This window comes from Kitasatospora sp. NPDC059673, assembly GCF_042734215.1.
Classification (GTDB): domain Bacteria; phylum Actinomycetota; class Actinomycetes; order Streptomycetales; family Streptomycetaceae; genus Kitasatospora.
In genome coordinates this window covers 201,635-226,556 of record NZ_JBHWEN010000002.1, presented here as the reverse complement: position 1 = coordinate 226,556, position 24,922 = coordinate 201,635, and the positions used below count along the sequence as shown (strand labels likewise).

Genomic DNA, 24,922 nt, shown 5'->3' with positions numbered 1-24,922 from the left:
GGACGGCCCTACCGGTCGCGGGTCAGGGCACGGAAGCTCTCCAACGCCTCCAGCAGGTCGCGGGCGTCCGCCCGGGCGGCGTCCGGCAGGCCGGCCAGCAACTCGCCGACCGGGACCGGCTTCCGTCCGGCGAGCCGCCGCAGCAGCGGCTCCGCCTGCTGCCGGGTCAGCGCGCTGCGCAGCAGGTGCCCGTTGGCGGCGCACAGCAGCGCCCCGCCGACCGGCTCGTACAGCACCCGGGCGCGCACCCGCACCACCGTGCCGTCGTCCAGGGGCCGCAGTGGCTCGGGCGGCGGCACGGGGCACAGGCCGGAGGCGCTCAGGTCGCGGAGCGAGACCGAGGCGACCCGGTCCCGCATCCGGTCGGGGTCGCGGTACGCCTGGAAGACCCGCAGGGTCTGCTCCAGCGCTTCGGGCAGCGCGCCGTCCGCCGGCAGTTCGGGCACCGACAGCGGAGCGGTGGCGGCGGGCAGCCGCACCAGGGCGGCGTCCGGATCGACCATGGCGTCCGCAGCCCGGCCCAGCAGCAGGTCGTCCACGTCGTGGACCGCGCGGTGCGCCTCGCGCGGCACGCCGACATTGACGCTGGTCGCGACCGCGCCGTCGACGCTCTCGCCGACGTGGTAGTAGTTCGCGGGCCAGTACAGCAGGTCGCCGGGCTCGGGCTCGGCGGTGAACGAGGTGGCCAGGTGGGCCTGGTAGTCCAGCTTGGTGGTCACCGGCTCGGTCCACGGGCGCTCCCGCCAGAACCGCATCCGCTTGTGGCCGGCGAGGGCGAACAGGAAGGTGGCGAAGCGGTCCCGGTGGACACCGACCGGGGTGTGCTCGTAGTTGCCGTGGAAGAGCGTGGTGATCGCCCCCGACAGCGGCAGCCCCGTGCGCTCCCACAGCGGTTCGAAGAACGCCCGCTGGCGCTCCCACTGCCCGGCGTGGAAGGCGTGGAAGGCGTGCACGACCAGCGCGTACCGCCGCTCCCGCGAGAAGGCCGCCAACTCGGCGTCCAGCCGCCGCCGGTAGCCGTCGAAGCTGCCGTCCCCGGAGCGCGGGAACCAGTTCGCGGGCTCGGACTGCTGGAAACGGCCGACGGCGAACTGGGCGTTCGGCGGCATCAGGTACGCGCCGGGCGGCCGGGTGCCGAGGGTGGTGGCGGCGAAGACCTCGCGCAGCTCGAAGGGCGCCGGGAGGGCGGCCTTGATCAGCACCGGGCGCCGGTCCCAGTAGAGCGCGGTGAACTCGTCCCAGCGGAGCGGTCCCTGGACGACGGCCAGGTCGCTCACGGGTGCGGTCGTCATCCGTCCGTCCTCCCGCCATCGGTCAGGTCGATTCCCCGCAGCCGGTGGAGCGTGCCCAGCAGCGCGGTCACGGCGCCGTTGTGCTCGTCCGCGCCCACCGCCCGGCACAGCTCGCCGACCGTCAGTTCGCGGCCGGGCCGCAGCTGCTGGGCGATCCGCTCCCCGGCGGCCCCGCCGACCGGGAAGACGTGCCCGTTGACGGCCCAGATCCAGCGGCCGGGCCCGTCCGGCAGCCGGACGATCCCGGGCATCACCCGCAGCCGCTGCCCGGGGGTGAGCGGGACCTCGGCGCGTGGCCCGGGTGCGGGTTCCAGCCCGGCCGAGGAACACCAGGCCGCCCACCGGGTGCGCAGCGCGGCGGGCAGCTCCGCGCCCCCGGCCGCCGCGCGGGCCGCCTCGCCGACGGCGACCACCGCGGCGGCCGGGACGGGCGGCCGGTCAACGGGCGGCGGGTAGGGCAGGCAGGGCACCGTGCCGTCGTACTTCAGGCGGTCCCGGACGTCCTCGGCCAGCAGGTTCTTCACCGCTCCGGTCGCCAGGCGCTGCGCACGGGGGACGGAGATCCGCAGCGTCAGGCAGCCGTCGAGGTGGCGTTCGCGCCAGCGGGAGCCCTCCGGCCAGTACAGCAGTTCGCCGGCGGTGGCCCGCAGGACGCGCAACTCGCCGTCCGCCTCGTGCAGTTCGGCCTCCAGGGCGCCCTCCAGCACCCAGGTCAGAACCGCGTGTTCGGAGGGGAGGCCCAGGCCCCGGAGGTGGGTGAAGTCGTCGCCCTCGGTCAGCTCGGCCACGACCGGCAGGCACGGCAGGCCGACCTGGCGCCAGAGCGCGGCGAGGGTGTCCCGGACCGCCGACCACAGCGACCAGTCGGTGTGCAGAGGCTGACGGACGCTCAGCAGGAATCCGGCGTCCGTCCCGCTGCCTGGCGGCTCGCCGCGCAGCCGGGCCCGGTAGGCGGCCGGGCTCCGGTCGGCGGCGTCGGGCAGCAGCCGTCCCGGCGCGCCGAGCCAGCCGAGCGGGGTGTGCAGGCGGACCTGCGGCAAGGTCCGGAACACCGCTCCGGCGCGGAAGGGCTCGCAGGCGGCGACGATCGTGCGGTGCAGGTGCGCCGGGTCCGCCGGGGCGGGTGCCGGGAGCAGGGCGGGCTCCTTGCCCCAGGCTCCGGCGAGGAGTTCGGTCCAGTCGGTGGTGCTCACGCCTGTACCCCTTCGTTCTCGGGTGCCGGATACTTCCGTGCCAGCAGGGCGGCGTAGTCGGCGAGCGGGCCGAGGCCGACGGCCGCGCGTCGCTCGTCCACCCGGTCCTCGTCCTCGATCGGGCAGGGCCGCAGTGCGCCGCCCGCGACCCGCTCGAACTTCGTGCCGTACAGCTGCGGGCGGCCCTCGGCGCGGCGCAGCGAGTCGGTGAGGTAGGCGGCGTCGCGCCGGGGCAGGTCGCCGTGCTCGGCCGCGGCCTCGATCAGCGCCAGGCACTCGCGCCGGAACGCGAGGTCGCCGGTGTGGTGCTGGAGCAGGGCGCACGCCACCGTGGCGGCCTGCGCCCCGACCAGGGCGCGGCCGGGCCAGCCGTGCTCGGCGACCACGCCGCGCAGCCAGCTGATCCCGGTGCTGGTCAGCCGGTCGAGCTTCGCTTCCAGCCCGGTGTCGGCGAAGCCCCCGGCGGCCCACGGCTCGCGCAGCGCGGCGTCGAGCCGGCCCAGGCGCAGCAGCCGTGCGCGGATCCCGGCGGCGGCCTGGGCCTTCGCACCGTTCAAGGGGTCCACGCGCAGCCGCAAGGTGGTCTCGTCCCACCGGTAGGTGATGCGGCGGTCCGCCTGCGGCCAGTCGAAGGACGCCTCGCCCTCACGCGGGCCGCGCCAGGCGATCCGCACCCCGCGCTCGGGGTCGTGCAGCTCGCTCCGCTGCGGCTCCAGGTCGCCGTACACGTGCTCGACCGCGTCGCGCAGGGCGATGCCGAGCCCGGCGAGGTCCAGCTTCCCGCCCTCGCGGACAGCGGCGACCGGCGGCCAGAGGCGGCCCCCGTCCCACCCCGGGGCATCGGCCGGGTCCGTGCGCAGCTCGCGGCCGGGCGGCATCCGCAGCGCGAGCAGCGGACCGCCGTCGGCCGCGCGGAAGAAGTACGGGACGTCGCCACCCGCGAGCTGCGCCAACTCGCCCTCGGTGAACGGGATTTCACCCCCGTTCGGGTACTCGGCCGTCGGGCGGGCGATCACCCGCAGCAGGTGCCCGGCGGCCCGCTCGCCGATGAACTCGGCGAGCCGGGCGCGGTTTCGGCACATCAGCGTCCAGGCGTCGAACATGCCGCGCAGCATGGCCGGCAGGTAGGGGCCGTACCCGGCGCTGCCCTCGGTGTCCCCGACCACCGCGCGGGTCTCGGTGCGGGCCAGGGGCAGGGTCCGCCGTTCCAGCCGCAGCGAGCCGTCCGGCTGCGGGCGCCAGCAGGTCGCGGGGCCGTCCACGTCGCACCAGCGCGCGACGTTCTCCAGGCCGGTGTGGTGCTGCGCGGAGACCGCGGGATCGAACAGCAGCCCGGTCTCGAACAGGCGCTTCAGATCGGCGAAGTACGCCTCCAGATCGACCGGGAACGGCAGCGGCTCGCCGTCCTCCGGGCGCTGCCCGATCAGCACGTTGCCACCGATCAGGTCGGCGATCCCGAACGCGAACGCGGCGGCGGCCAACGACCCGGCGCGGTGCCAGTAGCGGGCCGCCGCCCCGGGGTCGAGGACGGCGCCGCGCAGGCTGAACCCGCCGTCGGCGCGCAGGACGCCCCACTCGTCCGGCGGCTCGATCCACTCCTGCCAGGAGTAGCACGCCCGGTCCGGGCCACTGCCCGCCCAGCTCCGCATCGTCGGCAGCCGGATGGGGCAGGCCGCCGGGGGCAGCGAGTTGAGCAGGGCGAACACCGAGCCCTCGGTGGCCAGGAACAGGATCTCGCCGTTCGCCGGGCGCGGCTTGTACGCGAGCCGGCCGCCGTCGGCGAACTCGACCCGCAACACCCGCTGGCCGCCGTTGTGCGTCTCCTCGCCGTTCGCCCACAGGCCGGTGACCCGGTGGCCGGAGGGCCGGTCGCGGGCCAGCCGCTCCAGGAACAAGGTCAGGAAGTCCAGGTACTGCCCGGCCCGCCGGTCGGCGAAGGCGGCGGCGCGCCCGGGCGGCTGGTCCAGACAGGCCGCCAGGGTCTCGGCGAGCAGCGGACCGAACAGGTCCGCGTTCTCCAGCCGCAGCACCTGCGGATCGACCCGCCGGGCATCGGCCCGCGCCGACCACGCGTCGATCCGCCGCAGCACCTCGTGCAGTGGCACGAAGCGGGCGTCGGCCAGCGCCTGCTCCAGGGCCCGCGCGTCGGACGGTCCACCCAGCGGGCGCGCGACGGCGAGCGTGCCGTCCGGCCCGGGGACGGCCACCGGCGGGAACGCCCGCCCGGCCCTGCCCTCGGCCAGTGCCGCCAGCAACCGCCGTGTCGCGGGCGGGAGTTCGGGCGCACGGGTGGCGCCGCCGTGGTCGCGCAGTTCCATTCCGCCCCTGGTCAGGTGGTCGGGGTACGACGCCGCGCGGCCGTTCGGGCCGGGCGCCGCGCGGCGCCCGGCCGCGCGGCGCCGTGGGCTACGTCGCGCCCGGAGCTAGAAGCAGCAGTAGATGCGCGAACACGTCGCGGTCGGGACGCTCTCCATCCTGGTCTGCCGGTGCTCCGGAACGCCCTGCTCCAGGTCACCGATCACCAGATCAAACTCCTCCTCCGCGGTGAAGGTGAAGTCCTGCGGCGCCTGCACGGTCAAAGTCTCCATCGATTTCCCTGACGGTAGGAGGGGCCCAGCGATTCGGAAACGCTTACTGCGGAACGCAGTAGATGTGCAGGGTGCAGGTGGTGGCGCTGGGCGTGTTCGCCGGAGCGGTCTGCTCCAGTTCGCCGACCACGAGGTCGAACTCCTCGTCGAGGACGAGGGTGTCGCCCTGGGGTGCTTGCAGGGTAGGAGCTTCCATGGAGGGTCCTCCTGACAAGAGCGCACGGCAGGCCACCGCAACCTTCGGTGACCGGGCGTCGTGCGGGTGACTGAATCTGCCGCAACCGCTTGACGCGACCGCGTCAGACAGTGTTGCCCAGCCGGACCGGTTCGTCAACATAACTTCCGTGTGCGGCGACAGTATTGGCCCGGCCGGGCCGATTGTCCGTGGGGCCCGCTACTGTCGCCCGCGCGGACCAGGACGGAAAGTGGGTGGCCGGTGGGGCGGCGTGCGGTGCTCGACCACTTGGTGGCGTTGCTGGCGGGGTCGGCCTGGGGCGGCGCGCTGGTGCTGCGGGGGAGCATGGTGATGCCCGCCTGGGTGGGTGAGGCCGCGCGGGAACCCGCCGATCTGGACTGGGTCGTGGAACCGTCCACCCTGGTCCCCGTCGACCAGGCCGACCCCTACCCGTACGTCCAGGAGTTGACGACGCTCCAGCAGTGGCCCGAGGCAGCCGACGGCGCGGCCGGGTACGAGATGTGGGCGTTCGAGGAGTTCGAGACGCGCGGCCTGCGCGCGCACCTCCCGCCCGAAGGATGCCACTGGGTACCGGAGGCCGAGGCCGACGACCAGGGGCCGGAAACGGTGCTGCGCGAGCTCGTCGCCCGGCACCCGGTGGCCGCCCCCGGCATCGCGCTCGACCCCAACTCCGTTCGCACCGACGGCGGGTGGACCTACGACAGCGACGGCGAGGTACCGGGCGTGCGGATCGCCGTGCAGTGGACGGCGGACGGGCGGCCGGCCGGCGAGGTGACCGTCGACTTCGCGCACGACGAACGGCTGCCCGAGCCGCCCGTACTGACAGCCGTGCCACGCGGTGACGGCGCCGGGGTGACGGCGGTCCGGACGGCGAGCAGGGAACTGTCGCTCGCCTGGAAACTGCTGTGGCTGCACGCCGACGGCGCCGAGGGCCGAGCCCGCGCCAAGGACCTGTACGACGCCGTCCTGCTCGCCGAAGTGTGCGCGGCCACCCTCGCCCCGGACCTGCTGCGTCGCGTCCTCGCCCGCGAGCCCGGCCACCCGGGGCGACTGCGGCTGGACACCCTCGCCGTCCCCCCGCCCGACTGGGCGGACCTGCGAGCCGCCGACCCCCGAATCACCGGCACCGCCGACGAGTGGTCGGGACGACTGCGGGACGCCCTCGCCGCGCTGCGCCACTAGCCGGTCACTTGGTCGAACAGCAGTCCGCCGCCGCGCCGTGCTGCGTTGCCGCGCCGTGCTGCGTCGGCGTGCCGTGCTGCGTCGGCGTGGCCTGTCCGGCGAGGGCCCGGCGGAGGGCGGCTTCGTCCGGCAGGCCGGACATCCTGCCGTCGGGGTGCCAGTAGAGGCGGCAGGACAGGCTGGGCTCCGCGCCGGGCGGGGCGAAGGGGTCGGCGCCGTTGATCAGGATGGTCGGCGAGCCGTACATGCCCAACTGGGCGGCCTCGGACTCGTCGGCCACCTCGATCAGGTCGACCTCGGCCTCCTGCCCAGCCAGCGCGGCGGTCACCAGCGAAAGCGCGGGGCGCGCGTTCGGGCAGTCCGCCACCGTCAGCACCGTGATGCGCATGTGCCGCTCCTCCACTTCTCCGGCGTCCCGTCGCCTCGCCGCCTCGTCGTTCGAGGCTGGACCTTCCACCGTACTGGTAGGTCAAGCGCCGGCCTGGGGCCATGCGCATCGGCGACCTCGCCGCCCGCACCGGGCCGAGGACCAAGACCGTCCGCTTCCACGAGGACAGCGGCCTGCTGCGCCCGCCCCCGCGCACCCCGGGCGGCTGCCGCGACTGCCCGGACAGCGCGGTGAGCCGGCCCGGTTCCTCCGCGACACCCGAGGTGCCGGACTCACCCTCGCCGAGATCCGCTCGCTGCTCACGCTGCGCGACGACGGTCACGCCCGGTGCGGCCACGTCAACCGGCCTCATCCACGAGGACCTCTCCGACATCGAGCGCCGGATGGCATCTGCACCACCGTCACCCCCGGCGCGCAATCCGGCTGGTCGTCAAAAATGCGCCGTCGGTGAAGTGTTCGCGCCAACTACCGGCCGCCGCTTCCCGGTTCGGCGGCCCGGTCGGGTTAGCCTGAGGCCATGGTTGCCTACCACAACGAAGAAGTAGCCATGCCCGACGCGGAGTTCGTCAACGGCCTTGCGCTGATCCTCCGGTCCCTCGCCGCCGACCCGGACCGGCCGGCCATCGTCACCGCCGACGGCGCCGGGATCACCGCCGGCGAGTTCGCCGCCGCCACCTACCGCCTCGCCCACGAGCTGATCTCCCGGGGCGTCGCCCGCGGCACCACCGTGACCCTGCTGACCGGCAACACCCCCGAGGCGCTGAGCGCCCGGTACGCGGCGGGCCTGGCCGGCGCCCGGGTGGTGAACCTGTACGACGGGATGAGCGCCCCGGTGCTGGCCGAGATCACCGCGAGCGTCGACACCGCCGTGCTGCTCGTGGACGCCGAACGGTACGCCCACGCACCGGAGTTGCTCCCGCTGATCGACGTGCCGACCGTCCTCACCCTGGGCCCCGGCCCGGCCGACGGCACCAACGCCATCGGTGCTGACGTGATCGCCGCGGCCGCCCACCGCCCTGCCGAGCCGCCGGACGTCCGGATCGGCCCGGAGGACGACCTCGGCATCCGCCACACCGGCGGCACCACCGGCATCCCGAAGGGCATCGTCAGCCTGCACGGGCCCTACCGCCGCGTCTTCGACGCCCCGGTGGGCAGCGGCGCCCTCGCGCCCCGGCTCCTCGTCGCCACCCCGCTGGCCCACCTCGCCGGGATCTTCTCAGACATGGTCCTCCAGCGCGGCGGCACGGTGGTCCTTCAGCGCTCCTTCGACCCCGGCGCTGTCCTGGCGGCCATCGAACGCGAACGCATCACCGAGTTCTGGGTGCTGCCGGCGCTGCTCCACCAGCTGCTCGACCACCCGATGATCGGCCGCACCGACCTGTCCAGCCTGCGGCTGATCATGTACGGCGGCAGCGCCGCCTCGCCGACCCGGATCCGCGAGGCGCTCAAGGTCTTCGGCCCGGTGCTGGTCGGCGTCTACGGCATGTCGGAGGCACAGCTGATCTCCGCCCTCGGCCCCCAGGAGCACGGCCGGACCGGCCGCGGCGGGCAGATCCCGGTCGGCCGGCCCGTCCCGGGCGTCGAGGTGGCGATCCGTGACCTCGACGGCGCCGACCTGCCGACCGGCGAGGAGGGCGAGATCCACCTGCGCTCCGAGGCCGTCATGGCCGGGTACTGGAAGCAGCCCGAGCTCACCGCCGCGGTGGTGCGGGACGGCTGGCTGCACACCGGCGATGTCGGCTACTTCGACGAGGACGGCTACCTCTACCTGTCCGACCGGGTCAAGGACCTGATCATCGTGGTCGGCGGGCACGTCTACCCCTCCGAGCTGGAAGACCTCCTGGTCACCCACCCGACGGTCGCCCGCTGCGCGGTCTTCGGCGTCCGCGACGAGCAGGAGACCGAGCACGTCCACGTCGCCGTCGTCCCCGCCCCGGGCCGGCAGCCGTGCCTGGACGAGCTGCGCGCCTTCGTCACCGAACGCAAGGGCCGGATCTACGCCCCCGAGGTGCTGCACCTCGTCGAGGAGATCCCGCTGACGCCCGTCGGCAAGCCGGACAAGAAGCGCCTGCGCGAGGCCGCCGCGAACTGACCGCCGCCCCGGGCTCCCGGGAGCTGACGGAGCGTCAGGGAGCCTGGGAAAAACGGGAGGCGGCGCTCCGGCGGGGCCGATAGGTTGACCGGATGCTGCTGACGAAGTATGTCCACGCGTGCGTCCGGATCGAGGACGACCAGAAGTCCGTGCTGATCGACCCGGGGTGCTGGACGGCGCCGGAAGCCTTCGCGGGAGTCCGCGCGGTGCTGATCACCCACGGTCACCGCGACCATGTGGACCACGACCTGCTGGCGGCGGCCCGGAAGGCCGACCCGGCCCTCGAGGTGTTCGCCCCGGAGGACGTCGCCGCCGAACTGGGCGACGGCGTCCGCCCGTTGGCGGTGGGGGAGCGGTTCGAGGCGGGCGGCTTCGCAGTGCGCGCCGTCGGCGGGCGGCACGCCCAGGTCATCGACAACCACCCGGACTGCCCGAACCTCGGCTACTTGGTCGAGGGCGCTCTCTACCACCCGGGCGACTCGCTGCACGTCCCCGACGAGGAGGTGCGTACCCTGCTGCTGCCCACCACCGGGCCGTGGCTGACCATGCGCGGGGCGATCGAGATGGTGCGCGCCGTCCGCCCGGGGCGCGTCGTCCCGATCCACGACCACTACCACAGCGCGGCCGGCCGGGAGAACTTCGACGGCTGGCTCGACGGCGAGGCGGACGCCCGCTACACGCGCCTCGCCCTCGGCGAGTCCACCCGGCTCGACTGAACCCAGCTGGTCTCGGCTTTCCCCGGCCGGTTCCGACCGGCCCGGCCCACCGCCGGCGGGCGGCGGCGCACCCCCGTCGCCCGTCCGTGTGCCGTCTGGGAATTCACTGGGAGCCCGGGCGCGCGGCTTGAGGTTTCTCCAAGACGCTCTTGCTAGCTTCGTGACGCATGATCGACTCGTCCCACTTGGCAGCCCGGTCACGTTCGCTGCTGGTCAATCTTCTGGCCAGACTCCGCCCCAGGCACTCCGCCTGGCCGCTGTTCGCCCTCGCATTCTGGCGCTACCTCGCGGTCTACGGACTGCCCTACGCCAACGACGTGGTCTTCCTCTGGCTGATCGCCGCGCTGGTCGCCGCGTCCGTGCACAGCGGCGGCCGCAAGGGCTGGCTGCACGTGCTGCGCGACTGGGTGCCGGTGATGGCCGTGGTCTGGGCGTACTCGCTGCTCAGAGGCTACGGGGCGCACACCCCCTGGCGGCCGCACTACGCCCCCCAGCTCGCCTTCGACAAGGTCCTCGGCTTCGGCGAGACGTGGACGGTGCGCCTGCAGCACCTGCTCTACCACCCGGGCCAACCGCAGTGGTACGACTACGCGATAGTCAGCGTCTACATGTCGCACTTCTTCGCGGTCTTCGTGATCCTCGCCGTGCTCTGGAAGCGCAACCACGCCCGGTTCCGGCACTTCCTCGCCTGCTACCTCGCCATTACCTTCGCCGGCTTCCTCACCTACGTGCTGTACCCGGCCGTCCCGCCGTGGCTGGCCGGGATCGAGAACCACATGCCGGCCGTCGACCGGATCGTCAACGTCGTGCTGGAGAACAGCGGCCTGCACCGGGCCGGCACCATATTCGAGAACGGCAGCCGGTTCGCCAACGACGTGGCCGCGATGCCTTCGCTGCACTCCGCGTACCCGATGATGATCGCCCTGGTTTTCTGGCCCCGGGCCGGCCGCACCCTGCGGGTGATCCTCGCCGCGTACCTCCTGGCCATGGGCTTCACCCTGGTCTATGGCGGCGAGCACTTCATCATCGACGTGCTGGTCGGCTGGGCCTACGCCTGGGCGGCGGTCACCCTGGTCAATCGTTTCTTCGCCCGCCGTGCCGCGAGCCGCACCGCGAAGCAGGAAGCTGCCGCCGTCAACGCGACGCCGTCCTCCGTCCCGGTCGGCTGAACTTTCGACGTACGGGCCCCCGGCCCGGGACCGGCAAAGTGGTGCCGGACCGGGGCCGGGGTGTCTGCGCAGGACCTCCGCACGGCCGCCGCTCCCTCGGCGCGTTCTCCTCACCGCCTGCGCAACCCGCGCGGAACCCCCCTGCGAACGGCCGGGGAGTTTCCTGGGCGTTCGCTGGGAGCCGAAGGACGCCCGTCGCGGCCGGTTGGACCGCGTGCGGGAGCTGACGGACCGTCAAAACCCAGGACCGGCCCGCCCGTCCGCCGGTCGCGGTAAAGGCTTTGCCAATCCGTGGCGGAGTCTTGTTGTGGACGCGGGTAGCGTCGTGCGGAACACCGCAGGAGGACCCACCATGGCCACACCCCACACCCCGTCTGCGCCCGGCGAGCGCCCCCGACCCGCCGCCCTGCCGACCGCCCGATGATCTCCGGTCACACTGTCGCGCCCGCGCTCTGGGTGATCGCCCCGCTCGGCGCCGTGCTCTTCGCCGTCGGTCTGGCCTCCACCATCCGGATCCGCCCCGGTACCGACCGCCCGCGCGACCACCTCCTCGGCCCCCTCCTGATCGCCACCGGCATCCTGGTCACCGGCTTCGGCCTCTGGCTCCTCTGACCGGCCCGGCGGACGGGTGGGTGCACCGGTCGTCGAGAAGCGCCCGGTCGAAGTTCCGCCGCCACGCCGACAGGCCCGCCACCGCAGCGGGGGAGTCCGTCACCGCCCGGTCATGCCCGGACGGGAGGCCGTCGCGGTACTCCAACCGGTAGCACGCGCTGTCCCGCCGGTACCGCACCTGCACGTACCGGTCGCCCGCCGGCTCGTCCGCGCCGGTCCGCTCGGCGAACGGGAACGCGTCCCCGCACCGGAGGGCGGCCACCCGCCGGTGCGGCAGCAGCGTCGTGGCGTCCGGCTCGAAGACCGCCGGCCGCGCCCTGTCCCGCAGCGCACCGCCCGACGCGCACCGGTACGCCCCTTCCACCCGACCCCGGGTACCAGCTCCCGCCCGCCCGGCAGGGCCACCGCGCCGTTGAGCTCGGCATTGACCGTCCTGGAGCGGGCCGTCAGGGGCAGGCCCAGCAGTACAGGCGCGCACCGCCGGCCTCCGCCCGCACCGCGATCCCGGACAACTCGCTCAGGAACTCGGCGAGCTCGGCCTGGTCGTGGACCATGTCCTCGGTCGCTGCCCACCGCTCGGCGACCTCGTGCAGCAGCGCGGCGTCCTCGTGGAGCTGCCCGAGCGCGCCCCGGAAGGTGTCCGACAGGGTCAGCACCACCACCTCGCCGCCCTCGGCCATGCCGACCAGCGCCGCGCGCCGCGGGTCCGCGCGGAGCTCGGCGGCCGAGCGGCCCGTCACCAACTCCTCGGCCGGGCCGAGCACCACCATCGGATCGATGCCCTTCACCACCACCCCGTCGTACCCCGCCCCGAAGGGCTCGTCGTCGTCCCGGACCACTGCCTCCAGGGCGTCGTCATCGTCAGCGGCGGCGAAGTAGCCGAACAGCACTCCCATGCGGGGGAGCATCGCACGCCACACCGACACGCCATCACTCCGCCGCCCGCTTCCCCGCAGGCGCGCGCCCGATCCACACGTGGCGCCCAGGGCACCGGGATCAACTGCCGGGCGCCGTAAATCAGTCGAGGGCAGGATCGCCCCCTGCTACGGTGGCGCGATGCCAACGGTCAAGAAGTTCCAGGTCACCTTCGACTGCGCCGAACCGGAGCGCGTCGGTCGTTTCTGGTGCGAGGCGCTCGGTTACGTTCCTCCGGCCGTGCCGGAGGGCTTCGACAGCTGGGGCGCGTACACCGAGTCGCAGCCGGCCGAGCAGCGTGGCTCCTGGTTCGTGGCCAGCGACCCGGAGGGCGTCGGCCCGCGGATGTATTTCCAGCGCGTCCCCGAGGGCAAGGTCGTCAAGAACCGCGTCCACCTCGACATCCGGGTCGGCACCGGCCTGGTCGGCCAGGAGCGCCTCGCCGCCCTCGAAGCAGAATGCGCCCGCCTCGAAGCCCTCGGCGCGACCCGCGGCCAGCTCCTGCTCGCCGACGGGTACAACGAGTCCTGCCAGGTCATGCAGGACGTCGAGGGCAACGAGTTCTGCCTCGACTGACGGCCCGACCGTCACCCGGCGCCCGGCCCGGCACTCCCGCCGGGCCGGGCGATCGGCGTCGGCGTCCAGAACGCGGTGATCCTGGTGGCACCGGGCCCGAGGTCCTGCCAGGAACCGTCGAACTCCAGGACGGCCACCGAGGCGGTCGGGAAACCGGAATCCGCCACCCGCCGCGAGAGCTCGCCGCCGGCCGTTCCGAGCAGAAACGCGACCAGCTCCGGCAGGCTCGGATTGTGCCCGACCACCAGCAGCTCGCCCACCTCCTCGGGCGTTTCCCGCAGCAGCGTGACCAGTTCGCCGAGAGGCGCCGCCCGCCGGTGGATCTCCACGCTGAGGTCGTAGAGCCCCTGCTCGTGGACCACCTCGGGCAGCCGCGCCAGTGCCGCGCCCACGCAGTCCCAGGTCTCCCGGGTCCGTCGGGCGCCGGACACCCGCGCGAGCTCCGGCACGACACCGAACCCCGCGAGCCACCGCCCGGCCGCGAGCGCCTCCGCCCGCCCCGGCCCGTCGAGCCGCCGCTCCTGATCAACGGCCGTGTCCCGCTCGGCCTGCCCATGCCGCACCAGCACAAGCCTCCGGCCGGTAGCCGACGTCACATCGCCCTCCCATGGCCGCCGTCCGCCGGCGCGGCCCGGCGGAATCGCTTGATCACTTTCCGCTGAACGCTACCCGAGGCGTGCGGGCCGGTCGCTGGGCCGCCCGCGCCCGTCCGTGGCTCGTTCGCCTGCGCGGGTGTCGTGGGCGGTGAGGCGACGAAGACGTCGGTCACTCAGCCGAGCGGATCTGCAGGCACGTCTTCCGGCAGCTGGTGGAGCGGGCTCCGCCACCGACCCGTCGCGGTCCCCAGCCTCGCGGCCGGAAAGTCAGCTGTCGCGGACGGCCAGTTCGGCCACCACCGCACGGTGGTCCGTCCGGACCAGGGTGTGCTCGTCGATCGACACGGGGAGCATGGCCGGGCCGTGCAGGACGTGGTCGATCTGGATCATCGGCGGCAGGTACGGGAAGTCCAGGTTGTGCTCCGGCCAGGTCGGGAACAGTCCGGCCCCCAACTCGGCGTGCACGTCCGCCAGTCCGGTCGCCAGCAGGCTCCGCATCGGCGCGTGGTCGAGCGTCGCGTTGAAGTCGCCCAGCAGCACCGCGTTGCGGCTGCGCCCCGGCGCGGCATCCCGCAGCGCGTGCATCCCGGCCGCCCACTTGCGGGCGTCACCCAGCGGGTAGTACGTGTGCACCGCCACCAGCTGGACCGGCCGGCCGTCCACGGTGACGGTCACGTTCGTGGTCGGCCAGGCCGGATCGGCCGCCGCCGTCACCGGCAGCCGGGTGTAGATCGCGGTGTCGGTGCCGTCCGGCATCTCCCGGTGCGGCAGCAGCTCGCGGATGCCCGCCGCGTCCAGCGCGGCCGCCGCCGAACCGCTCAACTCCTCGACCGCCAGCGCGTCCAGTCGCTGCGCCCGGACCAGGTCGACCAGTGCCTGCGGCGAGACATTGCCCATGTACGCGTTGCTGGTCGCCACCCGAAGCCGCGGCGCACCGTCCGGCACCTGCGCCCCGTCCGGGACGAACCGCGGTACCAGCCACCACAGTTGCAGCCCGACCAGGACGGCGGCCAGACCCGCGAGCCAGCGGCGGCGCAGCACGGCCAGTACCGGCACCAGCAGCAAGGTCAGCAGAGCGGCGAACGGCAGCCCGGCGATCGGCAGGGCGAGGACCGTCCCGTCGTCCAGGCCCAGGACGCGGACCGTGGCGAGCGCGGCAGGCCCGAGCAGCAGCAGGCCGCACAGGACGGTCAGCGCCGGACGCCACCAGCGGCCTCTCCGCGCGAGTGAACCGGTTCCCGACACGCCGTCAGCCACGATGCTCCTCCGGTGGGGGCGCCGGTGGCATTCATGATCACCGGTCGCCGTCGTCGGGAGAAGACGCCCGGCGGGGGAGCTCGGTTCCGCACCCGGGCCGGCCCTGCGCCCCCGGCCGGCCCTGCGCCCCCGGCCGACCCTGCCCGCCCGGCCGACCCGGAGGCTACTCGCCGATGACCGCCTTGTAGCCGGCCGCGTCGCGCAGATTGTCGAGCTCGGACTTGTCGGACGGCTTGAGCCTGAAGATCCAGGCGTCGTAGGGCTCCTCGTTGAGGAGTTCCGGGCTGTCGTTCAGCTCCTCGTTGACGGCGACCACCGTGCCGCCGACCGGCGCGTAGATGTCCGACGCGGCCTTGACCGACTCGACCAGACCGGCCGCGTCGCCGGCCTTGAAGACCTTCCCTACCGCCGTCAGCTCCACGAACACCACATCGCCGAGCGCGTTCTGGGCGTGATCGCTGATTCCGACCGTCACCGTGCCGTCGGCCTCCAGGCGCGCCCACTCGTGCGACTCGGCAAACCGCAGATCAGCAGGGATGTTCGACATGTTCACTCCTCCGGAAGGTGGTTGACCACAGCAGGCTCAGCATGCCCGAGGCCGTCGATCCGCCGGTGGATTTCCTCCCCAAAACCGACGAAACGTCAGTTTTGCTTGACAGGTGGGCGGGCGCCGTGCGCCGGCAGAAAAACAAGCACGCGTGCTTGATTTGTCGGCGGGCCAGTGTCACGCTCGGTCGCGACCACCCGGACGAACGGTGGTCGGACGGCTGGGAGTTGGGAGGTTCCGTGCTGCGGATCGGCAATGCTTCGGGGTTCTACGGGGACCGGTTCGCCGCGTTCCGGGAGATGCTGACCGGCGGTCCGCTGGACGTGCTGACGGGCGACTACCTGGCCGAGTTGACGATGCTGATCCTGGCCCGCGACCGGCTGCGCGACCCGCAGCGCGGCTACGCGCGGACGTTCCTGCGGCAGGCCGAGGAATGCCTCGCCGAGGCGATCGACCGAGGCGTGCGGATCGTCGTCAACGCGGGCGGCCTCAACCCGTCCCGCCTCGCCGAGGCACTCGGCGAGCTCGCCGACCGGCAAGGGGTGCGGGCCCGGATCGGGTACCTGACGGGAGACGAACTGTTGCCCCGCGCCGCGGAGTTCGGCTGGACGGGGGAGGACCCGCGCCGTCCGCTGCTCGCCGCCAACGCGTACCTGGGGGCGTTCGGCATCGCCGAGTGCCTGCGCGGTGGCGCGGACGTGGTGGTGACGGGGCGGGTGACCGATGCCGCGCTGGTGGTCGGGCCGGGGATCGCGCACTACGGGTGGACGCCCGGCGACTTGGACGCGCTGGCGGGTGCGGTGGTGGCCGGACATGTGCTGGAGTGCGGGGCGCAGGCCACCGGCGGGAACTACGCGTTCTTCGCCGAACACAGGAACGGCCTCCTCGACCACCCCGGCTTCCCGCTCGCCGAACTGCACGCCGACGGCAGCAGCGTGATCACCAAGCACCCGGGCACCGGCGGCGTGGTGAACGTCGGCACCGTCACCGCCCAACTCCTGTACGAGACAGGCGGACCGCGCTACCTCGGCCCGGACGTCACCGCCCGCCTGGACACCGTGACGCTCACCCAGGACGGGCCGGACCGGGTGCGGATCGACGGGGTGCGCGGCGAGGCCCCGCCGGCCACCCTCAAGGTCGGGCTGAACCGGCTCGGCGGCTACCGCAACGAGCTGGTGTTCGTCCTCACCGGGCTCGACATCGAGGCCAAAGCGGCTTTCCTGCAACGGCAGTTGACCCGCGCGCTGGCCGACCCGCCGGCCGAACTGCGCTGGACGCTGGCCCGCACCGATCATGCGGACGCCGACACCGAGGAGCGGGCCAGTGCCCTGCTCCGGCTCACCGCCCGCGACCCGCAGGAGGCCAAGGTCGGCCGCGCTCTTACCGCGGCCGCCGTCGAACTCGGCCTGGCCGGCTATCCGGGCTTCCATCTGACCGCCCCGCCCTCCCCGGCCACCCCCTACGGGGTGTTCGAGGCAAGGGAGTTGGACGCCAAGGAGGTCGAGCACCTGGCCCACCTGCCCGGCGGCGCCACCGTCACCGTCAATTCCCACCAGCACGGTGTGACCCAACTCGCCCCGACGGAACAGCAGTTGCCGCCCGAGCCGGAGAAGGGCCCGACCCGCCGGGCCCCGCTCGGCCTGGTCGCCGGAGCCCGCAGCGGCGACAAGGGCGGCGACGCCAACCTCGGCGTGTGGGCCCGCGACGAGGCCGGCTGGCGCTGGCTCGCACACACCCTGACCACCGAGAGGCTCCGCGAACTCCTCCCGGAGACCGGCCAGTTGACCATCGAGCGGCACCTGCTGCCGAAGCTCCGCGCCGTCAACTTCACCATCCGCGGCCTGCTCGGCGAAGGCGTCGCCGCCCAGGCCCGGTTCGACCCGCAGGCCAAAGCGCTGGGGGAGTGGCTGCGCTCCCGGCACCTCGACATCCCGGAGGCACTGCTGTGACCGTACTGCCCACTCGGCTGGACACCAGCGGGCCCGCGTACACCGCCAACCGCGCCGCCATGCTGGAGAGGCTCGCCGCGCTGGACGCCGAACACGCCAAGGCGCTGGCCGGCGGCGGGCCCAAGTACGTGGAGCGGCACCGCAGTCGGGGCAAACTACTGGCCCGGGAGCGGATCGAGCTGCTGATCGACCCGGACTCGCCGTTCCTGGAACTCTCGCCGCTGGCCGCCTGGGGCAGCGACTACCCGGTCGGCGCGTCGCTGGTCACCGGGATCGGCGTGATCGAGGGCACCGAGTGCGTGATCACCGCCAACGACCCCACCGTGCGCGGCGGTTCGTCCAACCCGTGGACGCTGCGCAAGGCCCTGCGGGCCAACGAGATCGCACTGCGCAACCGGCTGCCGCTGGTCAACCTGGTGGAGTCCGGCGGCGCCGACCTGCCCAGCCAGAAGGAGATCTTCATCCCGGGCGGCGCACTGTTCCGCGACCTCACCCGGCTCTCGGCGGCCGGAATCCCCACCGTGGCCGTGGTGTTCGGCAACTCCACGGCGGGCGGGGCGTACGTGCCCGGCATGTCCGACCACGTGATCATGGTCAAGGAGCGGGCCAAGGTGTTCCTCGGCGGACCGCCACTGGTCAAGATGGCCACCGGCGAAGAGGCCGACGACGAGTCCCTCGGCGGCGCCGAGATGCATGCCCGCACCTCCGGCCTGGCCGACCACCTCGCCCTCGACGAACCCGACGCGCTGCGCCTGGCCCGCCGGGTGGTGCACCGCCTGCACTGGCGCAAGTCCGGCCCCGAGCCGAGGAGTTGGTACGAGCCGCCGAAGTACCAGGAGGACGAGCTGCTGGGCATCGTCCCCGGCGACCTGAAGGCACCGTTCGACCCGCGCGAGGTGATCGCCCGGATCGCCGACGGCTCCGACTTCGACGAGTTCAAGCCGCTGTACGGCAGCAGCCTGACCACCGGCTGGGCCACCGTCCACGGGTACCCGGTCGGCATCCTGGCGAACGCCCAGGGCGTGCTGTTCAGCCAGGAGTCGCAGAAGGCCGCCCAGTTCATCCAACTCGCCAACCAGCGCGACCGGCCGCTGCTGTTCCTGCACAACACCACCGGCTACATGGTCGGCCGCGACTACGAGCAGGGCGGCATCATCAAGCACGGCGCGATGATGATCAACGCCGTGTCGAACAGCACCGTCCCGCACATCTCGGTGCTGATGGGCGCCTCCTACGGCGCCGGCCACTACGGCATGTGCGGGCGCGCCTACGACCCGCGCTTCCTGTTCGCCTGGCCCAGCGCCAAGTCCGCCGTCATGGGACCGCAGCAACTGGCCGGGGTGCTCTCGATCGTGGCCCGCCAGTCCGCGGCCGCCAAGGGCCAGCCGTACGACGAGGACGCCGACGCCACCATCCGCGCCATGGTCGAGCAGCAGATCGAGGCCGAGTCGCTGCCCGCGTTCCTGTCCGGCCGGCTCTACGACGACGGGGTGATCGACCCGCGCGACACCCGGACCGTGCTCGGCATCTGCCTCTCCGCGATCCACAGCGGCCCGGTCGAAGGCGCCCGCGGCTACGGCGTGTTCCGGATGTAGCGCCACCGACGAACTCAACCTCCCTACAGCGAAAGCGAACTGACGGATGATCAGCTCTCTGCTGGTGGCCAACCGCGGCGAAATCGCCCGCCGGATCTTCCGCACCTGCCGCACCCTCGGCATCGCCACCGTCGCCGTGTACGCCGACCCGGACGCCGACGCCCGGCACGTCCAGGAGGCCGACACCGCCGTCCGGCTGCCCGGCGCCGCGCCCGCCGACACCTACCTGCGCGCCGACCTGCTGATCCGGGCCGCGCTGGACGCGGGCGCCGACGCCGTCCACCCCGGCTACGGATTCCTCTCCGAGAACGCGGGGTTCGCTCGCGCCGTCCAGGACGCCGGCCTGCTCTGGATCGGCCCGCCACCCGCCGCGATCGCCGCCATGGGCTCCAAGACCGCCGCCAAACGGCTGATGGCCGCCGCCGGCGTCCCCGTGCTGAGCGTCGGGCCCGAGCCCGCCGAGGCCGACCTGCCGCTGCTGGTCAAAGCCGCGGCCGGCGGCGGCGGACGCGGCATGCGAGTGGTGCGCACCCTCGCCGACCTGCCCGAGGCGCTGGCCGCCGCCCGCGCCGAGGCAGCAGCCGCGTTCGGCGACGACGAGGTGTTCTGCGAGCCCTACCTGCCCACCGGCCGCCACCTGGAGGTCCAACTGCTGGCCGACGCGCACGGCACCGTGTGGGCTGTCGGCGACCGCGACTGCTCGCTGCAACGCCGGCACCAGAAGGTCGTCGAGGAAGCCCCCGCGCCCGGCCTCGACCCCGAACTGCGCACCCGCCTGCACACCGCCGCCACCGCCGCCGCCCGCGCCATCGGCTACCGCGGCGCCGGCACCGCCGAGTTCCTGCTCGCCCCCGACGGGCGACTCGCCTTCCTGGAGATGAACACCCGCCTCCAGGTCGAACACCCCGTCACCGAAGCCGTCACCGGCCTCGACCTGGTCGCCCTCCAACTCGCCGTCGCCGAAGGCGAGAAGCTCCCCGCCGCCGCACCGCCCACTCAGGGCTGCGCGATCGAGGCCCGGCTGTACGCCGAGGACCCGGCCCGCGACTGGCAACCCGCCACCGGCACCGTGCACCTGCTCGAAGTCCCGGGCGTGGACGTCGAGTTCGACACCCGTCCGGCACCCGCCGGACTGCGCCTGGACGCCGGAATCGGCGAGGGAGCGGGCGGCGGCGGCGACCGGATCACCGTCCACTACGACGCGATGCTCGCCAAGGTGATCGCCTGGGCCCCCACCCGCCGCGCCGCCGCCCGCCGCCTCGCCGACGCCCTGGCCCGCACCCGCCTGCACGGCCCGGCCACCAACCGCGACCTGCTGGTCCGCGCGCTTCGCCACCCGGCCTTCCTGGACGGCGCCGTGCACACCGCCTTCCTCGCCGAGCACGCAGACCAACTCCTCGACCAGGACGGCAAATCCGCACCCCTGGCCGCCCTCGCCGCCGCCCTCGCCGACGCCGCCCGCCACCCCGGCGCCGTACCGTCCGGCTGGCGCAACCTGCCCTCCCAGCCGCAGCTCAAGCGCTACCGCACCAGCGACGGCACCGAACTCGACGTCCGCTACCGCCTCACCCGCGACGGCCTGCTCGCCGAGGACCACCCCGAGGTCCAACTCCTCGGCAGCACCGCCGAATCCGTCGATCTCGCGGTCGGCCCGCTGCGCCGCCGCTACCGGATCGCCCGGCATGGCGACCAGGTCTTCGTGGACGGCCCGACCGAACACCACACCCTGACCGTGCTCGACCGATTCCCGGACCCCGCGGCCCAGTTGGCCCCCGGAACCCTGCTCGCCCCGATGCCCGGCACGGTCGTGCGGATCGCCGCCGAAGCGGGCGAGACCGTCACCGCCGGCCAGCCGCTGCTCTGGCTGGAGGCGATGAAGATGGAACACCAGGTCACCGCACCGGCCGACGGCGTACTCGCCGAACTCCCGGTCGCCGTCGGCCGGCAGGTCGAGACCGGCGCCGTGCTCGCGGTGGTCCGGTCCGAGGACTGAATCAACTCCCCTGCAAAACAAGCCGGTTGCGCGATCCGCGCCGCCCGGCCACCAACGCCCGGAAGGATCCCGCGATGTCCGCACCGCGCACCACCGCAGTGCCCGCCTCCCCGCTGATCGAGTCCGAGGACCGCCGCGCCCTGCGCGAGGCCGTCGCCGCGCTCGGCCGCCGCTACGGGCGCGAGTACTTCCAGCGCAAGGCCCGCGCCAACCAGCCCGTCGAGGAACTCTGGTCGGAGGCCGCCAAGTTGGGCTACCTCGGCGTCAACCTGCCCGCCGAGTACGGCGGCGGAGGCGCCGGCATCGGCGAACTCGCCGTCGTTCTGGAGGAGTTGGGCGCGGCCGGCTGCCCGCTGCTGATGCTGATCGTCTCGCCCGCGATCTGCGGCACCGTGATCGCCCGGTTCGGCACCGAGGAACAGAAGCAGCGCTGGCTGCCCGGACTCGCCGACGGCAGCAAGGTGATGGCGTTCGGCATCACCGAACCCGACGCCGGCTCCAACTCGCACCGGATCGGCACCGTCGCCCGCCGCGACGGCGAGGACTGGCTGCTCAGCGGCCGCAAGGTGTTCATCTCCGGCATCGACCAGGCCGACGCCGTCCTGTTCGTCGGCCGCACCGAGGACGCTCGCACCGGCAAGCTCAAGCCCGCCCTGTTCGTCGTCCCGCGCGACACCCCCGGCTTCGACTACCGCCCCATACCGATGGAACTCACCACCCCCGAACAGCAGTTCCAGGTCTTCCTGGACGACGTCCGGCTCCCCGCCGACGCCCTGGTCGGCGACGAGGACGCCGGACTGCTGCAACTGTTCGCCGGACTCAACCCCGAGCGGATCATGACCGCCGCCTTCACCCTCGGCATCGCCCGGTACGCCCTCGACACCGCCGTCGGCTACGCCCGCACCCGCACCGTCTGGGACCGCCCGATCGGCACCCACCAGGGCATCGCGCACCCGCTCGCCCAGTGCGCCATCGAGGTCGAACTCGCCCGCCTGATGACCCAGAAGGCCGCCCACCTCTACGACGCGGGCGAGGACCTGGCCGCCGGCGAGGCCGCCAACATGGCCAAGTACGCGGCCGGCGAAGCCTCCTGCCGAGCCGTCGATCAGGCCGTGCAGACCCTCGGCGGCAACGGCCTCACCCAGGAGTACGGCCTCGCCTCCCTGATCACCGCCACCCGGGTCGGCCGGATCGCCCCGGTCAGCCGCGAAATGATCCTCAACTACGTTGCCCAGCACACCCTGGGCCTGCCCCGCTCCTACTGACACCCCGCCAGGAGGCCCGGTGCACCGGTGCGCGGACCGGCCCGACAAACCCGCTCCCCGCACCGGCGCCGAAGGTTACGCTCCCGCCATGACGATCACGCCCACGGCCGACGGCCACCCCCAGGACGCCGAACTCGCCCGCCGCGCCGCCGAGGCCGGCGCCGAGGCCGTCCGCGCCCACGCCTGGGCCACCGTCGAGCGGCACCACAAAGGCGGCGGCGACTTCGCCACCGCCGCCGACCTGGCCGCCGAGGGCGCCATCCTCGACCTGCTGCGCGCCGCCCGCCCGGGCGACGCGTTCACCGGCGAGGAGAGCGGCCGCACCGGCGCGGCGGACGCCGACCGGCGGTGGCTGATCGACCCGCTCTGCGGCACGCTCAACTACGCCGTCGGCACCCACCTGGTGGCCGTCAACGTGGCCCTGCGCGAAGGCGGCCGGACGGTCGCCGCCGCCACCGCCGACCCTTACACGGGGGAGACCTACTGGACCGACGGCGAACGGGCGCTCCTGCGCCACGACGGTCACGACACCCCGCTGGCGCCGTCCGCCGAATCCCACCTGGTCGACCTCAACCTCGACCCGCCGTACCCGAACGCCGCCGCGTTCCGCGCCGCACACCTGCTCACCGACCCCGACTTCGAAGCCGCGTTCCACCCCCGGGTGGTCTCCAGCACGCTGGCCGTCGCCTGGGTCGCCGCCGGCCGGCGCGCCGCCTACGTCACCGACGGGCACCTCGCCGACAGCGTGCACTTCGCCGCCGGCCTGGCGCTGTGCCAAGCGGCCGACTGCACCGTCACCGACCTGCGCGGCAAGCCCCTGCACAGCGGCGAGGGCGGCCTGCTGGTCGCCGCCGACCCCGACACCCACGCCCGCCTGCTCGACCTGATCGACCGCCAGTACCGTCAGCACCGCCAGCACCGCTGACACCGCCAGTACCGTCAACACCGCCAGTAACCGCCGCGCGACCCCACAAGCCCGCCACGCGCCCTGCCCGCGCCCCGCACGACCCGGGCACCCTTGGCCAGCAGCACGCACCGCCCCCGAGCACCCGCACCGCCCCCGAGCACCCGCACCACACGAACCACCAGGCACCACCAGGCACCACCAGGCACACGAGCAGCACCACCGAACAGGACAGCGCCGCCACCCCGACCCCCGAGCCCGCCCCGGAGGCCCGCATGGTGTTCCACAGCGACTACCCGACCGTCGCCCCGCTCGACCGGCCCATCCACGACGCCGTCCTCGGCGACTGCGCCACCGGCGAGCATGCCGACCGGCCGGCCCTGATCGACGCACTGACCGGACGGACCGTCAGCTACCGCGAACTCGACGCGGGCAGCCGCCGGATCGCCGCCGGGCTGGCCGCGGCCGGCGTCGGCAAGGGCGAGGTGGTGGCGCTGTTCAGCCCGAACACCGTGGCCTACCCGCTGGCGTTCTACGGCACCACCCGCACCGGCGCCACCGTCACCCCGGTCAGCTCGCTCGCCACCGCCGCCGAACTCGCCGGCCAGCTGCGCGACTGCGGGGCCCGCTGGATCATCACCGTCTCCGCGTTCCTGCCGGTCGCCCTGGAGGCCGCCGCCGCCCATCCGGTCGCCGAGATCTTCGTCTGCGACCAGGCCGACGGTCACCGCTCGCTCGCCGACCTCGCCGCCACCGACGCCCCCGAACCGGCCCCCGAACTCGACCCCGCCACCGACCTCGCCGTGCTCCCGTACTCCAGCGGCACCACCGGCCTGCCCAAGGGCGTGATGCTCACCCACCGCTCGGTCTCCACCAACCTCGCCCAGATCGAGGGGCTGCTGAAGACCGCCCCGGGCGAACGCATCCTCGCCGTCCTCCCCTTCTTCCACATCTACGGCCTGACCGCTCTGCTCAACCGCCCCCTGCGCGCCCGCTGCACCGTCGTCGTGCTGCCCCGCTTCGACCTGGAGCAGTTCCTGACGGCCATCCAGAACCACCGCATCGAAGCGGTGTACGTGGCCCCGCCGATCGCCCTCGCGCTCGCCAAGCACCCGCTGGTGGACCGCTACGACCTGTCCTCCGTCCGCTACGTGCTCAGCGCCGCCGCCCCGCTGGACGCCGGACTCGCCGCCGCCTGCGCCCGCCGCCTCGGCCTGCCGCACCTGCTCCAGGCCTACGGCATGACGGAGCTCTCCCCGGCCACCCACCTCGTCCCGCCGCACGACCCGCACCCGCCCGTCGGCACCGTCGGCCGCCTCGTCCCGGGCACCGAACTGCGGGTGCTGTCCCTCGACGAGCCGCGCCGCGACCTCGGCCCCGGCGAGGACGGCGAACTGCTGTTCCGCGGCCCGCAGCTGATGAAGGGCTACTTCGGCCGCGACTCCGAGACCGCCGCCACCGTGGACGCCGACGGCTGGCTGCACACCGGCGACGTCGGCCACGTGGACGGCGAGGGCTACCTGCACGTGGTCGACCGGGTCAAGGAGCTGATCAAGTACAAGGGCTACCAGGTCGCCCCGGCCGAACTGGAGGCCCTGCTGCTCACCCACCCGTCCATCGCCGACGCCGCGGTGATCGGCGTCACCGACGCCGAGGGCACCGAACGCCCGAAGGCGTACGTGGTGCCCGCGTTCGGGTGCGAACTCGCGGAGCAGGAGGTCATCGAGTACGTGGCCCGCCGGGTCGCCCCGTACAAGAAGGTGCGCGAGGTGGAGTTCCTGGACGCCGTCCCGAAGTCCGCCAGCGGCAAGATCCTCCGCCGCGAACTGCGGGACCGCGCCGCAGGCGGCTGACGGTCTGCGAGGATCGGGACGCCCAGACCACCCAGCCGAGCAGG

The 24,922-nt window shown here is 73.6% G+C and carries 24 protein-coding genes and 1 pseudogene; 14 read left to right on the top strand and 11 right to left on the bottom strand.

Annotation, left to right across the window (positions count from 1 at the left end; all coding sequences use genetic code 11):
• Window positions 1-8: 8 nt before the first annotated feature.
• The 5 genes from ACFV18_RS03390 to ACFV18_RS03370 all read right to left on the bottom strand — a co-directional run bounded on the left by ACFV18_RS03390 (window position 9) and on the right by ACFV18_RS03370 (window position 5,269).
• The gene (locus tag ACFV18_RS03390) at window positions 9-1,292 is read right to left on the bottom strand and encodes a JmjC domain-containing protein (protein WP_380478708.1); all 1,284 of its coding nucleotides are present in this window, start codon (window positions 1,290-1,292) and stop codon (window positions 9-11) included.
• The gene (locus tag ACFV18_RS03385) at window positions 1,289-2,485 is read right to left on the bottom strand and encodes a hypothetical protein (RefSeq protein WP_380478706.1); all 1,197 of its coding nucleotides are present in this window, start codon (window positions 2,483-2,485) and stop codon (window positions 1,289-1,291) included. Before ACFV18_RS03385 ends, ACFV18_RS03390 begins: the two co-directional genes overlap by 4 nt.
• Window positions 2,482-4,803: a DUF4135 domain-containing protein gene (locus ACFV18_RS03380; protein ID WP_380478704.1), complete on the bottom strand. Its 2,322-nt coding sequence runs from the start codon at window positions 4,801-4,803 to the stop codon at window positions 2,482-2,484. Before ACFV18_RS03380 ends, ACFV18_RS03385 begins: the two co-directional genes overlap by 4 nt.
• Window positions 4,804-4,908: 105 nt before the next feature.
• A complete protein-coding gene (locus ACFV18_RS03375) occupies window positions 4,909-5,073 on the bottom strand; it encodes a hypothetical protein (RefSeq protein WP_380478702.1) in 165 nt (54 codons plus the stop codon).
• Window positions 5,074-5,116: 43 nt separating this feature from the next.
• Window positions 5,117-5,269 carry a hypothetical protein gene (locus ACFV18_RS03370; protein WP_380478700.1) on the bottom strand — a complete coding sequence of 51 codons (153 nt, stop codon included), beginning with the start codon at window positions 5,267-5,269 and terminating at the stop codon, window positions 5,117-5,119.
• Between the two features lie 240 nt (window positions 5,270-5,509).
• Between ACFV18_RS03370 and ACFV18_RS03365 the strand changes: the two genes are divergently transcribed.
• Window positions 5,510-6,451, top strand: coding sequence for a nucleotidyl transferase AbiEii/AbiGii toxin family protein (locus ACFV18_RS03365; RefSeq protein WP_380478698.1), 942 nt, complete (start codon window positions 5,510-5,512; stop codon window positions 6,449-6,451).
• 4 nt (window positions 6,452-6,455) lie between these two features.
• Here ACFV18_RS03365 and ACFV18_RS03360 read toward each other — a convergent pair whose 3' ends face one another.
• Window positions 6,456-6,839 (bottom strand): DsbA family protein, encoded by a 384-nt coding sequence (locus ACFV18_RS03360; protein ID WP_380478696.1) that lies wholly within the window; start codon window positions 6,837-6,839, stop codon window positions 6,456-6,458.
• A gap of 101 nt (window positions 6,840-6,940) precedes the next feature.
• Between ACFV18_RS03360 and ACFV18_RS03355 the strand changes: the two are divergent.
• The 6 genes and pseudogenes from ACFV18_RS03355 to ACFV18_RS03330 form a co-directional block, all read left to right on the top strand.
• Window positions 6,941-7,033, top strand: a pseudogene (locus tag ACFV18_RS03355) (MerR family transcriptional regulator); the annotation flags it as partial.
• An 11-nt stretch (window positions 7,034-7,044) separates the two neighbouring features.
• Window positions 7,045-7,290: a MerR family DNA-binding protein gene (locus ACFV18_RS03350; RefSeq protein ID WP_380479245.1), complete on the top strand. Its 246-nt coding sequence runs from the start codon at window positions 7,045-7,047 to the stop codon at window positions 7,288-7,290.
• A 66-nt stretch (window positions 7,291-7,356) separates the two neighbouring features.
• Window positions 7,357-8,931 carry an AMP-binding protein gene (locus ACFV18_RS03345; protein ID WP_380478694.1) on the top strand — a complete coding sequence of 525 codons (1,575 nt, stop codon included), beginning with the start codon at window positions 7,357-7,359 and terminating at the stop codon, window positions 8,929-8,931.
• A 92-nt stretch (window positions 8,932-9,023) separates the two neighbouring features.
• Window positions 9,024-9,647, top strand: a complete 624-nt coding sequence (locus ACFV18_RS03340; RefSeq protein ID WP_380478692.1) for an MBL fold metallo-hydrolase — start codon at window positions 9,024-9,026, stop codon at window positions 9,645-9,647.
• Between the two features lie 167 nt (window positions 9,648-9,814).
• Window positions 9,815-10,816, top strand: coding sequence for a phosphatase PAP2 family protein (locus ACFV18_RS03335; RefSeq protein ID WP_380478690.1), 1,002 nt, complete (start codon window positions 9,815-9,817; stop codon window positions 10,814-10,816).
• Between the two features lie 420 nt (window positions 10,817-11,236).
• Window positions 11,237-11,428: a hypothetical protein gene (locus tag ACFV18_RS03330; protein ID WP_380478688.1), complete on the top strand. Its 192-nt coding sequence runs from the start codon at window positions 11,237-11,239 to the stop codon at window positions 11,426-11,428.
• Here the strand turns inward: ACFV18_RS03330 and ACFV18_RS03325 are convergent.
• Entirely contained in the window at window positions 11,400-11,792 is a 393-nt protein-coding gene (locus ACFV18_RS03325) for a hypothetical protein (RefSeq protein ID WP_380478686.1), read from the bottom strand. The two genes, ACFV18_RS03330 and ACFV18_RS03325, sit on opposite strands and share 29 nt — an antisense overlap.
• Before the next feature lie 82 nt (window positions 11,793-11,874).
• The gene (locus tag ACFV18_RS03320; protein ID WP_380478684.1) at window positions 11,875-12,324 is read right to left on the bottom strand and encodes a hypothetical protein; all 450 of its coding nucleotides are present in this window, start codon (window positions 12,322-12,324) and stop codon (window positions 11,875-11,877) included.
• Between the two features lie 160 nt (window positions 12,325-12,484).
• Between ACFV18_RS03320 and ACFV18_RS03315 the strand changes: the two genes are divergently transcribed.
• Window positions 12,485-12,919 (top strand): VOC family protein, encoded by a 435-nt coding sequence (locus ACFV18_RS03315; protein ID WP_380478682.1) that lies wholly within the window; start codon window positions 12,485-12,487, stop codon window positions 12,917-12,919.
• Window positions 12,920-12,930: 11 nt separating this feature from the next.
• Here the strand turns inward: ACFV18_RS03315 and ACFV18_RS03310 are convergent, their stop codons facing one another.
• The 3 genes from ACFV18_RS03310 to gcvH form a co-directional block, all read right to left on the bottom strand.
• Window positions 12,931-13,482, bottom strand: coding sequence for a SixA phosphatase family protein (locus ACFV18_RS03310; RefSeq protein ID WP_380478680.1), 552 nt, complete (start codon window positions 13,480-13,482; stop codon window positions 12,931-12,933).
• A 300-nt stretch (window positions 13,483-13,782) separates the two neighbouring features.
• Window positions 13,783-14,772: an endonuclease/exonuclease/phosphatase family protein gene (locus tag ACFV18_RS03305; RefSeq protein WP_380478678.1), complete on the bottom strand. Its 990-nt coding sequence runs from the start codon at window positions 14,770-14,772 to the stop codon at window positions 13,783-13,785.
• A 163-nt stretch (window positions 14,773-14,935) separates the two neighbouring features.
• On the bottom strand, window positions 14,936-15,319 hold the full coding sequence (gene gcvH / locus ACFV18_RS03300) for a glycine cleavage system protein GcvH (RefSeq protein ID WP_380478676.1): 384 nt from the start codon (window positions 15,317-15,319) through the stop codon (window positions 14,936-14,938).
• A gap of 299 nt (window positions 15,320-15,618) precedes the next feature.
• On the opposite strand from gcvH, the gene ACFV18_RS03295 reads away from it, so the two are divergent.
• From ACFV18_RS03295 to ACFV18_RS03270, 6 genes are all read left to right on the top strand, one after another.
• A complete protein-coding gene (locus ACFV18_RS03295) occupies window positions 15,619-17,268 on the top strand; it encodes an acyclic terpene utilization AtuA family protein (protein WP_380479242.1) in 1,650 nt (549 codons plus the stop codon).
• The gene (locus ACFV18_RS03290; RefSeq protein WP_380478674.1) at window positions 17,265-18,863 is read left to right on the top strand and encodes an acyl-CoA carboxylase subunit beta; all 1,599 of its coding nucleotides are present in this window, start codon (window positions 17,265-17,267) and stop codon (window positions 18,861-18,863) included. The genes ACFV18_RS03295 and ACFV18_RS03290 overlap by 4 nt, the downstream gene beginning before the upstream one ends.
• Before the next feature lie 46 nt (window positions 18,864-18,909).
• A complete protein-coding gene (locus ACFV18_RS03285; RefSeq protein WP_380478672.1) occupies window positions 18,910-20,856 on the top strand; it encodes an acetyl/propionyl/methylcrotonyl-CoA carboxylase subunit alpha in 1,947 nt (648 codons plus the stop codon).
• A gap of 74 nt (window positions 20,857-20,930) precedes the next feature.
• A complete protein-coding gene (locus ACFV18_RS03280; RefSeq protein WP_380478670.1) occupies window positions 20,931-22,121 on the top strand; it encodes an acyl-CoA dehydrogenase family protein in 1,191 nt (396 codons plus the stop codon).
• An 88-nt stretch (window positions 22,122-22,209) separates the two neighbouring features.
• On the top strand, window positions 22,210-23,046 hold the full coding sequence (locus tag ACFV18_RS03275) for an inositol monophosphatase family protein (protein WP_380478668.1): 837 nt from the start codon (window positions 22,210-22,212) through the stop codon (window positions 23,044-23,046).
• A gap of 254 nt (window positions 23,047-23,300) precedes the next feature.
• On the top strand, window positions 23,301-24,878 hold the full coding sequence (locus ACFV18_RS03270) for an AMP-binding protein (protein ID WP_380478666.1): 1,578 nt from the start codon (window positions 23,301-23,303) through the stop codon (window positions 24,876-24,878).
• Window positions 24,879-24,922 lie beyond the last annotated feature (44 nt).

Coding starts and splice junctions, on each gene's coding strand:
- ACFV18_RS03285 (WP_380478672.1), top strand. CDS start 18,910: ATGATCAGCTCTCTGCTGGTGGCCAACCGCGGCGAAATCGCCCGCCGG.
- ACFV18_RS03380 (WP_380478704.1), bottom strand. CDS start 4,803: ATGGAACTGCGCGACCACGGCGGCGCCACCCGTGCGCCCGAACTCCCG.
- ACFV18_RS03295 (WP_380479242.1), top strand. CDS start 15,619: ATGCTGACCGGCGGTCCGCTGGACGTGCTGACGGGCGACTACCTGGCC.
- ACFV18_RS03275 (WP_380478668.1), top strand. CDS start 22,210: ATGACGATCACGCCCACGGCCGACGGCCACCCCCAGGACGCCGAACTC.
- ACFV18_RS03345 (WP_380478694.1), top strand. CDS start 7,357: ATGGTTGCCTACCACAACGAAGAAGTAGCCATGCCCGACGCGGAGTTC.
- ACFV18_RS03370 (WP_380478700.1), bottom strand. CDS start 5,269: ATGGAAGCTCCTACCCTGCAAGCACCCCAGGGCGACACCCTCGTCCTC.
- ACFV18_RS03330 (WP_380478688.1), top strand. CDS start 11,237: ATGATCTCCGGTCACACTGTCGCGCCCGCGCTCTGGGTGATCGCCCCG.
- ACFV18_RS03340 (WP_380478692.1), top strand. CDS start 9,024: ATGCTGCTGACGAAGTATGTCCACGCGTGCGTCCGGATCGAGGACGAC.
- ACFV18_RS03375 (WP_380478702.1), bottom strand. CDS start 5,073: ATGGAGACTTTGACCGTGCAGGCGCCGCAGGACTTCACCTTCACCGCG.
- ACFV18_RS03280 (WP_380478670.1), top strand. CDS start 20,931: ATGTCCGCACCGCGCACCACCGCAGTGCCCGCCTCCCCGCTGATCGAG.
- ACFV18_RS03335 (WP_380478690.1), top strand. CDS start 9,815: ATGATCGACTCGTCCCACTTGGCAGCCCGGTCACGTTCGCTGCTGGTC.
- ACFV18_RS03270 (WP_380478666.1), top strand. CDS start 23,301: ATGGTGTTCCACAGCGACTACCCGACCGTCGCCCCGCTCGACCGGCCC.
- gcvH (WP_380478676.1), bottom strand. CDS start 15,319: ATGTCGAACATCCCTGCTGATCTGCGGTTTGCCGAGTCGCACGAGTGG.
- ACFV18_RS03390 (WP_380478708.1), bottom strand. CDS start 1,292: ATGACGACCGCACCCGTGAGCGACCTGGCCGTCGTCCAGGGACCGCTC.
- ACFV18_RS03315 (WP_380478682.1), top strand. CDS start 12,485: ATGCCAACGGTCAAGAAGTTCCAGGTCACCTTCGACTGCGCCGAACCG.
- ACFV18_RS03320 (WP_380478684.1), bottom strand. CDS start 12,324: ATGGGAGTGCTGTTCGGCTACTTCGCCGCCGCTGACGATGACGACGCC.
- ACFV18_RS03360 (WP_380478696.1), bottom strand. CDS start 6,839: ATGCGCATCACGGTGCTGACGGTGGCGGACTGCCCGAACGCGCGCCCC.